Source organism: Escherichia albertii NBRC 107761 = DSM 17582, from assembly GCF_000759775.1.
GTDB classification, from domain to species: Bacteria; Pseudomonadota; Gammaproteobacteria; order Enterobacterales; family Enterobacteriaceae; genus Escherichia; species Escherichia albertii.
Genome location: NZ_BBMY01000166.1, coordinates 1 through 8,409 on the forward strand (window position 1 = coordinate 1; position 8,409 = coordinate 8,409).

General features: G+C 46.6%; 8 protein-coding genes, 5 tRNA genes and 1 pseudogene. 9 read left to right on the forward strand and 5 right to left on the reverse strand.

What is annotated here, in order from left to right; genetic code table 11:
* The 5 genes and pseudogenes from EA14781_RS20795 to EA14781_RS20815 form a co-directional block, all read left to right on the forward strand.
* A pseudogene (locus tag EA14781_RS20795) lies at window positions 1–322 on the forward strand (MFS transporter); the annotation flags it as partial.
* A gap of 42 nt (window positions 323–364) precedes the next feature.
* A complete protein-coding gene (locus EA14781_RS20800) occupies window positions 365–1,294 on the forward strand; it encodes a nucleoside 2-deoxyribosyltransferase (RefSeq protein ID WP_000013326.1) in 930 nt (309 codons plus the stop codon).
* Between the two features lie 247 nt (window positions 1,295–1,541).
* Window positions 1,542–2,375, forward strand: a complete 834-nt coding sequence (gene xapA, locus EA14781_RS20805) for a xanthosine phosphorylase (protein ID WP_000194406.1) — start codon at window positions 1,542–1,544, stop codon at window positions 2,373–2,375.
* 59 nt (window positions 2,376–2,434) lie between these two features.
* Complete coding sequence (locus tag EA14781_RS20810) at window positions 2,435–3,679, forward strand: nucleoside permease (RefSeq protein WP_001017568.1); 1,245 nt, start codon at window positions 2,435–2,437, stop codon at window positions 3,677–3,679.
* 83 nt (window positions 3,680–3,762) lie between these two features.
* Window positions 3,763–4,647 carry a LysR family transcriptional regulator gene (locus tag EA14781_RS20815; RefSeq protein WP_000446233.1) on the forward strand — a complete coding sequence of 295 codons (885 nt, stop codon included), beginning with the start codon at window positions 3,763–3,765 and terminating at the stop codon, window positions 4,645–4,647.
* 53 nt (window positions 4,648–4,700) lie between these two features.
* Here the strand turns inward: EA14781_RS20815 and EA14781_RS20820 are convergent.
* From EA14781_RS20820 to EA14781_RS20830, 3 genes are all read right to left on the reverse strand, one after another.
* Window positions 4,701–4,776, reverse strand: a tRNA-Lys gene (locus EA14781_RS20820).
* 4 nt (window positions 4,777–4,780) lie between these two features.
* Window positions 4,781–4,856 (reverse strand) — tRNA-Val (locus tag EA14781_RS20825).
* Window positions 4,857–4,900: 44 nt separating this feature from the next.
* Window positions 4,901–4,976: transfer RNA gene (locus EA14781_RS20830), tRNA-Val, on the reverse strand.
* Window positions 4,977–5,234: 258 nt separating this feature from the next.
* Between EA14781_RS20830 and gltX the strand changes: the two genes are divergently transcribed.
* Window positions 5,235–6,650 carry a glutamate--tRNA ligase gene (gene gltX, locus EA14781_RS20835; RefSeq protein WP_000695637.1) on the forward strand — a complete coding sequence of 472 codons (1,416 nt, stop codon included), beginning with the start codon at window positions 5,235–5,237 and terminating at the stop codon, window positions 6,648–6,650.
* Window positions 6,651–6,697: 47 nt separating this feature from the next.
* Here the strand turns inward: gltX and EA14781_RS20840 are convergent, their stop codons facing one another.
* Window positions 6,698–7,090 (reverse strand): MerR family transcriptional regulator, encoded by a 393-nt coding sequence (locus tag EA14781_RS20840; RefSeq protein WP_000826487.1) that lies wholly within the window; start codon window positions 7,088–7,090, stop codon window positions 6,698–6,700.
* Window position 7,091: 1 nt separating this feature from the next.
* On the reverse strand, window positions 7,092–7,451 hold the full coding sequence (locus EA14781_RS20845; RefSeq protein ID WP_000472030.1) for a YfeC-like transcriptional regulator: 360 nt from the start codon (window positions 7,449–7,451) through the stop codon (window positions 7,092–7,094).
* Window positions 7,452–7,671: 220 nt separating this feature from the next.
* Here EA14781_RS20845 and EA14781_RS20850 point away from each other — a divergent pair.
* From EA14781_RS20850 to EA14781_RS20860, 3 genes are all read left to right on the forward strand, one after another.
* Window positions 7,672–7,747, forward strand: a tRNA-Ala gene (locus tag EA14781_RS20850).
* A gap of 39 nt (window positions 7,748–7,786) precedes the next feature.
* Window positions 7,787–7,862 (forward strand) — tRNA-Ala (locus EA14781_RS20855).
* 189 nt (window positions 7,863–8,051) lie between these two features.
* Window positions 8,052–8,409, forward strand: a 358-nt coding sequence (locus EA14781_RS20860) for an MASE1 domain-containing protein (RefSeq protein ID WP_042336176.1), incomplete at its 3' end; no start/stop codon positions are given.

The following is an 8,409-nucleotide window of genomic DNA, read 5'->3' on the forward strand; positions in this document are numbered from 1 at the left end:
CACCCTCTCCATGGTTGTCTATGGCTGTGCTTTTGATTTTTTCAATATTTCAGGTTCGGTATTTGTCGAACAAGAGGTGGACCCATCGATTCGTAATAGCGCACAGGGTGTATTCCTGATGATGGCCAATGGTTTTGGTTGCATTCTTGGCGGTTTTATTAGTGGCAAAGTTGTCGATTATTTAACGACGGATGGTAATCCACACTGGTCAACCATTTGGCTGGTGTTTGCCGGATATTCGCTGGTTCTTGCCATTGCATTTATGGTGCTATTTAAATACAAACATAATGGCGCTCCGGCAACTTCCAGTCATTACGCCTGATATGGTCTTTATCAAAATTAATGATTCGCAAAAGAGGATGTTATGGCAAATCAATTATATAACCAATGTCGGGTTTATTGCGCGCCCTGGCGATTAGATGCTCTAAACTTAAATGATATTATCGATCAATGGATTGACGATGGTCTGTTGCCGCCTTTGATTCATACTTTTCTTCCCTATCGTGATGATGCCGGTGCCTCCAGTGAAGAAGAGATTTTTGTTAATGATGTCGCGAATATGGACAACAGTGTTGGGGTTGTCGGGTATTTTGATGGTGGAACCTATGATTCAGGTTGTGCATGGGAGGTGGGTTATGCCTGGGCTTTAGGGATGCAGGTGCATCTGATTACAACAGATTTTCTCTTATGGGCGGCGGGTAATTCTACAGAGTTTTATCCGATAAGTAAGTTGACAAATTACGTTGCAAACGTTGTTTCGGTGTCAGATTCTGATGTCAGTATTAGCAACTATCGTGAGCAAACGAACGATATCATCAAACGTGCGTTGCAAATATTTCAACAAAATTTAATCGCCGATTTCGGTACGGCGATTACTCCTGCCGTACCGATTACGCCATTGCCGATTGAATATGATTATTACCTTGATCCTAACTTTATGTATACCGAACCCTCCCGGGGCTTACTGGAGAAGATCAAAGATGCGATCAGCAATGCAGGTAAGACTTTCATCGTTGGCGACAACATGAGTGATATTGCGACTGATATCGATAATTTAAGAAAGTCAAGGCAAGCCATTTTTTATTCAGATACCTTTGAGCCAAATGTTGATACCGGTATTATGAATGGCATTGCTTATGCATTAGGCCAGCAATCTATTATTTATTGTAGTAAACAACAAAAATATCAGTCTGTGCTGGCAACGGATTATTTGAATTTAATGATTACCTGGTCATCAACGGTAGCCCATTCATTTGCAGAACTTGAAGTATTGATTGGAAATACGAAATTGTAGTTTTTATTTTGTTTGATTATTAGGTAAGCGATTGCCTGATAATCAGTCTTTGTTTTTTTATTAATATTTAAAATAAAATCGATACTATCGAGTCGCCAGATTTATATATTCCTACAAATGGCGCTATGATCGATTTAAAAATTATATTGAATATCTCTGACAAATGTATTGGTAACTCACTTATTTTTCTCGCTATAAAAGGAAGTGACTCATATTTAACGAATAATGCTTATTACAAGGACTTGCCATGACCCAATCTCATTTTTCACAAAATCCGTGGTATTGCGCAGATATCATTCGTCGTCACAAACCAGACTTTACCCCACGCGTTGCGTTTATTCTGGGTTCGGGACTGGGAGCATTGGCTGAACAGATTGAAGATGCAGTGGCCATTTCTTATACCGAGTTGCAGGGGTTTCCGGTGAGCACCGTACACGGCCACGCAGGAGAGTTGGTCCTCGGCGTACTTTCTGGCGTGCCTGTTGCTTGCATGAAAGGTCGCGGTCATTTCTATGAGGGCCGGGGAATGACAGTTATGACCGATGCTATTCGCACGTTTAAGTTGCTGGGTTGTGAACTGTTGTTCTGCACTAATGCTGCGGGTTCGCTTCGCCCGGAAGTGGGGGCAGGAAGCCTGGTTGCGTTGAAAGATCACATCAACACGATGCCGGGGACTCCAATGACGGCTCTTAATGATGACCGCTTCGGCGAACGTTTTTTCTCATTAGCGAACGCTTACGATGCTGATTATCGGGTTATGTTGCAGGCTGTTGCTCAGGAAGAAGGTTTTCCTCTGACTGAAGGCGTTTTTGTTTCTTATCCGGGGCCGAATTTCGAAACGGCGGCGGAAATTCGCATGATGCAGATGATTGGCGGTGATGTCGTGGGAATGTCTGTTGTGCCTGAAGTGATTACTGCTCGTCATTGTGAAATGAAAGTCGTTGCCGTGTCAGCCATAACCAATATGGCGGAAGGTTTAAGCGATGTGAAATTGTCACATGCACAAACATTGGCCGCAGCAGAATTATCCCGACAAAATTTTATTAATCTGATTTGCGGATTTTTACGCAAAATTGCCTGAAAACAATAAAAAAATGGCCTCGTGGATGAGGCCAACTCACTGCGATAAGGAAACCGAAAATGAATATCGCAACACGTTTAAAAGTCATGTCCTTTTTACAATATTTTATCTGGGGGAGTTGGTTGGTTACCCTCGGATCTTACATGATAAATACCTTACATTTTACTGGTGCTGATGTAGGTATGGCATATAGCTCTAAAGGTATTGCCGCAATAATAATGCCAGCTATCATGGGCATTATTGCCGATAAATGGTTACGGGCTGAGCGTACCTATATGTTGTGCCACTTAATTTGCGCAGGAGTGCTGTTTTACGCCGCTTCTGTTACTGAATCGAATATGATGTTCTGGGTAATGTTACTTAACGCGATGGCGTTTATGCCAACGATTGCATTATCCAATAGCGTATCTTATTCGTGCCTGGCGCAGGCCGGATTAGATCCGGTAACCCGTTTTCCGCCCATTCGCGTGTATGGCACCGTAGGGTTTATTGTTGCTATGTGGCTGGTGAGTTTATTGCACCTGGAGTTGAGCAGTATACAACTGTATATCGCGTCTGGCGCATCTTTAGTATTAGCAGCCTATGCGCTAACACTCCCGAAAATTCCGGTGGCAGAACATAAGACGAGTACTACACTTTCCAGTAAATTAGGGCTGGATGCATTTGTGTTATTTAAAAAACCGCGTATGGCAATCTTCTTTTTATTTGCCATGTTATTAGGTGCGGTACTGCAAATTACTAACGTCTTTGGGAATCCGTTCCTGCATGATTTTGCCCGTAACCCTGAATTTGCTGATAGCTTTGTCGTGAAATACCCTTCCATTTTGCTCTCTGTTTCACAAATGGCAGAAGTTGGCTTCATTCTTACCATTCCATTCTTCTTGAAACGTTTTGGTATAAAAACCGTCATGTTGATGAGTATGGTGGCGTGGACATTACGCTTTGGCTTCTTTGCCTTTGGCGATCCATCTCCTGGCGGCTTTGTTTTATTGCTGCTGTCGATGATTGTTTATGGCTGCGCGTTCGACTTCTTTAATATCTCCGGTTCAGTATTTGTCGAGCAGGAAGTGGATTCCAGTATTCGCGCCAGCGCTCAGGGCTTATTTATGACGATGGTCAATGGCGTTGGGGCGTGGGTTGGCTCTCTTCTCAGTGGCATGGCGGTTGACTATTTCACGGTTGATGGTGTGAAAGACTGGCATACTATCTGGCTGGTATTTGCCACGTATGCGTTAACCCTGGCGGTGATCTTTGCTCTGTTTTTCCGTTATAAGCATGAACCTGAAAAAATAGCACAAAAATAATTAGCTCGCTGATGTAAACGGGGTTGACCCCGATTGCAATGTGCTAGATTTGGAGTCTTACCTTACTATGGAGCGCAATAATTATGGAAAGTACGCATCGTATTGATCTCAAGTTATTGCGCTATTTTCTGGCGGTTGCAGAAGAACTTCACTTTGGGCGGGCTGCTGCGCGACTGAATATGTCACAACCGCCATTAAGCATTCATATTAAAGATCTGGAACAGCAACTTGGCACCCTGCTGTTTGTTCGTCATTCGCGCAGTGTGGCGCTTACTCATGCGGGTAAAATTCTACTGGAAGAATCGCGCCGCTTGCTGGCTAATGCCAGTCAGGCGCTGGCACGAGTAGAGCAGATAGGCCGCGGCGAAGCAGAGCGTATTGAGTTGGGCGTGGTGGGAACAGCCATGTGGGGACGAATGCGCCCGGCAATGCGACGCTTTTTGAAAGAGAGCCCTAATGTTCATGTTTCATTTCGTGAAAAATCGCCCGGTATGCAAATGGCGTTACTGGAGCGTCGGGAACTGGATGCGGGTATCTGGCGGATGGCGATTGAACCAACCGCGGGATTTACCAGTTTACGATTACATGAATCCTCATTTTTGGTAGCAATACCGGAAGACCATCATCTGGCGACAAGATTAACGATACCGTTGGCTGTGTTACGCAATGAATATTTTGTGACACTGCCATCGGTCCATTCTGACTGGGCATTCTTACAGCGCGTTTGCCAGCAAGCAGGGTTTTCACCAATGATTGTTAGGGAAGCGGTAGAACCGCAAACTGTGCTGGCGATGATCAGTATGGGATTGGGGGTCACGCTGATGGCGGACAGCTATGCCCAGATGAGTTGGCCAGGAGTGACCTTTCGCCCACTGGAGGAACGTATTCCTGCCGACTTGTATATTGTTTATGAGCAACAACAGGCGACGCCAGCGCTGGAGAGGTTGGTTAAGGCGTTAACGGAATAAACGTGGTAAATCAGGCATAGCAAAAAAAGCGCCTTTAGGGCACTTTTTTACATTGGTGGGTCGTGCAGGATTCGAACCTGCGACCAATTGATTAAAAGTCAACTGCTCTACCAACTGAGCTAACGACCCAAAGTGGTGGGTGATGACGGGATCGAACCGCCGACCCTCTCCTTGTAAGGGAGATGCTCTCCCAGCTGAGCTAATCACCCACTTCTTGGTTTATTGTTACACTGCGGGAACTACATTAAGTAGTTGGTGGGTGATGACGGGATCGAACCGCCGACCCCCTCCTTGTAAGGGAGGTGCTCTCCCAGCTGAGCTAATCACCCCCGCTGTGTGGAGTCGCATTATAGGGAGAGTTGGAAATGAGTCAACGCATTTTCCATAGAAATTGTTTGTTCGTCGTAAATTTAAGCAAGATATGCGTGAAACAGACCGTGTTGCGCAATTTTTCAACGAAAACAATAATGCGTAAGGTAGAAACCCGAACTGCATTGAGGAATCAGGCGGGAGTGATAGAATATCGCCCACTCAATTTTTCCAGGATTTGCCGGTTGTCGGCATCTTTCTAAACGTAAGGCCATTTCATGAAAATCAAAACTCGCTTCGCGCCAAGCCCAACAGGCTATCTGCACGTTGGCGGCGCGCGTACTGCTCTTTACTCCTGGCTTTTTGCACGTAATCACGGCGGTGAGTTCGTGCTGCGTATTGAAGACACCGATCTTGAGCGTTCCACGCCGGAAGCTATCGAAGCCATTATGGATGGCATGAACTGGCTGAGTCTGGAGTGGGATGAAGGCCCGTACTTCCAGACCAAACGTTTTGATCGCTATAACGCGGTTATTGATCAGATGCTGGAAGAGGGCACCGCCTATAAATGCTATTGCTCCAAAGAGCGTCTGGAAGCGCTGCGTGAAGAGCAAATGGCGAAAGGCGAGAAGCCACGTTACGACGGTCGTTGCCGCCATAGCCACGAACATCACGCTGATGATGAGCCGTGCGTGGTGCGCTTTGCTAACCCGCAGGAAGGTTCCGTTGTTTTTGACGATCAGATCCGTGGGCCGATCGAGTTCAGCAACCAGGAACTGGATGATCTGATCATCCGCCGTACTGATGGTTCTCCAACCTACAACTTCTGTGTCGTTGTTGATGACTGGGATATGGAAATCACCCACGTGATTCGCGGTGAAGACCATATCAACAACACGCCGCGTCAGATCAACATTCTGAAAGCGCTGAAAGCGCCAGTACCGATTTACGCGCACGTTTCGATGATCAATGGCGATGACGGTAAAAAACTGTCCAAACGCCATGGTGCGGTTAGCGTAATGCAGTATCGCGATGATGGTTATCTGCCTGAAGCACTGTTGAACTATCTGGTGCGTCTGGGGTGGTCCCACGGCGATCAGGAAATCTTCACTCGTGAAGAAATGATCAAATACTTCACTCTGAATGCCGTCAGCAAATCGGCCAGTGCGTTCAACACCGACAAACTGCTGTGGTTGAACCATCACTACATTAATGCGCTGCCGCCGGAGTATGTCGCTACTCATTTACAGTGGCATATCGAGCAGGAAAAAATTGATACCCGCAACGGCCCGCAACTGGCGGAGCTGGTGAAATTGCTGGGCGAGCGTTGTAAGACCCTGAAAGAAATGGCTCAGAGTTGCCGCTATTTCTATGAAGATTTTGCTGAGTTTGACGCTGATGCGGCGAAAAAACACCTGCGCCCGGTAGCACGTCAGCCGCTGGAAGTGGTTCGTGACAAACTGGCTGCAATCTCTGACTGGACTGCTGAGAACGTCCATCACGCCATTCAGGCAACGGCGGATGAGCTGGAAGTCGGAATGGGTAAAGTCGGTATGCCGCTGCGTGTTGCAGTGACTGGCGCGGGTCAGTCTCCGGCGCTGGATGTTACCGTTCACGCAATTGGCAAAACACGCAGCATTGAGCGTATCAATAAAGCGCTGGCGTTTATTGCTGAACGTGAAAATCAGCAGTAATTAGCGTATAAAAAATAAACGGCAGGAGATAATATCCTGCCGTTTATTTATACTGATTCGTCAATGTCGAGACGGGAAAGGAAATTACGAATTCCTTCGCGTGATAAAAATTGTGCGACTTTTTCCTGCTCAACATGAGTCATATTATCTATTGCGCTGATAATTTGCCGATAAGCCGGTGTACGTATACCTGGCGCGTATTCAGCAAGAGGTTCTTCGGCTTCAAGAAGCATTGGCGTATTATGGAACGCAGGTGTGTTCTGAATAAACGCGCAAACCTGCGTGTCGATTAGAATAAGTCTGGCGCGACCTCCTTTCACACCGGGGAATTTTTCTGTCTTCCAGCCTTTTTCTCTGATCCAACGGTTAACTGTTTGTTTAGCCACACCGAGACATTCCGCCAGTTCTTCGGTGGTCATTTTATTACGTAATCTTTTCATATTATTTGTTGTCGCGAATCCCTAAGCGTTGTAATAACCCGATAATCCCTTCCCGCAGAAGCAAGGATGTGAACTGTTTTTGTTCAGCTGGCGTCATCTCTTTCGCCAGAGTCACCAGCAGCACTTCAAGCGGCGCATCGCCAGACAGGGCAGGGGACTCTCCCTGACCTTCCGGGCGTTCTGCGTTACGAATATATTCACGAACCTGTTCATTGATGTGAACCAGTCGGGCTTTTCCCCCCTGAACGCCTGGTTTTGGCGATGTCGCCCAGCCTTCTTTGCGTACCCATTTATTGATGGTCTGGCGGCTATAACCGGTCAGCTTTGCAAGTTCTTCTGGCGTCATCCTCTCCTTGAACATAACAATTCCCTGAATGGTTGTGGGTCTATTAGGTGTTCATTTTATAGCATCAATTTACATGAAACCGTGACATGAATAACTACTGAATGCGAGGCGTAATCCAAAAATGTTCATTTGCCTGATTTTTCAGCGATTGAAACTGTGCGTTGCAATTTGCCGTTGACACATCAGGACGGAATTCATATGATGCCGCCCGTCAACTCGACAAGCTTTACGTGATGGGGCTATAGCTCAGCTGGGAGAGCGCTTGCATGGCATGCAAGAGGTCAGCGGTTCGATCCCGCTTAGCTCCACCAAATTCTGCACCCGATGAATTTGGTACGTAAACAACTCGTGGGGCTATAGCTCAGCTGGGAGAGCGCTTGCATGGCATGCAAGAGGTCAGCGGTTCGATCCCGCTTAGCTCCACCAAATTTCAAACCCTCGCTGCAAAGCGGGGGTTTTGTCTTTTTGGGCCGCTATTGCAATACAGCCTGTGCCCAGGTAAAAAGCCACATCGTATGAAAAAACAGCAACAGACCGGCCTCTGTTTGCTTCGCGACGCGAATAAACTTATTATTTGTGTGCCTGAAAACCCCGATCAGTGAGAGTAGTGTACTCATGTTTGTGGAGCATAACCTGATAAAAAATATCAAGATATTCACACTGGCGTTTACGCTCACCGTGGTACTTATTCAGCTATCCCGTTTTATTTCGCCACTTGCTGTTATCCATTCCAACTACATTTTCCTGGCGTGGATGCCACTGTGCGTAATGCTGTCAATATTGTTTATATTTGGCTGGCGCGGCGCTGTTCCCGTTTTATGCGGGATGTTTTGCATCAATCTGTGGAATTTTAATCTCACGTTATTGCAGAGCGCCGTTATGCTTGGGAGCCAGACGTTCGTTATGCTGTGTGCCTGCGCAATATTACGTTGGCAGCTTGGGTCGCGTTGGCGTTATGGATTAATCACCCGGG

Bases quoted from the DNA above. Each gene is read 5' to 3' on its own strand.
- EA14781_RS20800 (WP_000013326.1), top strand. From the start codon at position 365: ATGGCAAATCAATTATATAACCAATGTCGGGTTTATTGCGCGCCCTGG.
- EA14781_RS20810 (WP_001017568.1), top strand. From the start codon at position 2,435: ATGAATATCGCAACACGTTTAAAAGTCATGTCCTTTTTACAATATTTT.
- EA14781_RS20840 (WP_000826487.1), bottom strand. From the start codon at position 7,090: ATGAAAAGATTACGTAATAAAATGACCACCGAAGAACTGGCGGAATGT.
- EA14781_RS20815 (WP_000446233.1), top strand. From the start codon at position 3,763: ATGGAAAGTACGCATCGTATTGATCTCAAGTTATTGCGCTATTTTCTG.
- EA14781_RS20845 (WP_000472030.1), bottom strand. From the start codon at position 7,451: ATGTTCAAGGAGAGGATGACGCCAGAAGAACTTGCAAAGCTGACCGGT.
- xapA (WP_000194406.1), top strand. From the start codon at position 1,542: ATGACCCAATCTCATTTTTCACAAAATCCGTGGTATTGCGCAGATATC.
- gltX (WP_000695637.1), top strand. From the start codon at position 5,235: ATGAAAATCAAAACTCGCTTCGCGCCAAGCCCAACAGGCTATCTGCAC.